The organism is Pseudoalteromonas sp. SIMBA_162, assembly GCF_046535955.1.
GTDB lineage: Bacteria > Pseudomonadota > Gammaproteobacteria > Enterobacterales > Alteromonadaceae > Pseudoalteromonas > Pseudoalteromonas marina.
The window spans coordinates 1-266 of sequence record NZ_JAWJBQ010000529.1; the positions used below are offsets into that span (position 1 = coordinate 1).

Genomic DNA, 266 nt, shown 5'->3' on the forward strand with positions numbered 1-266 from the left:
GCGCCAGTCATTCAGACGCTGGTGCAGTTCTTTATCATGAGTCGCAAGAATTTGTGCTGCCAGTAACGCCGCGTTTGCCGCGCCAGCTTTACCAATCGCCAGCGTACCCACCGGAATGCCGCGCGGCATTTGTACGATGGAGTAGAGGCTATCGACACCGCTCAGTGCGGCGCTCTGTACTGGCACGCCCAGCACTGGCACCAGCGTTTCGGCGGCAATCATACCAGGCAGGTGCGCTGCGCCGCCTGCGCCCGCAATAATCACCT

Annotated in this window: 1 protein-coding gene; it reads right to left on the reverse strand. The window is 60.5% G+C overall.

Annotated features, from left to right (window positions below):
- On the reverse strand, nt 1–266 hold a 266-nt coding region (locus R0J88_RS20795; RefSeq protein WP_410900995.1), incomplete at both ends, for an AIR carboxylase family protein.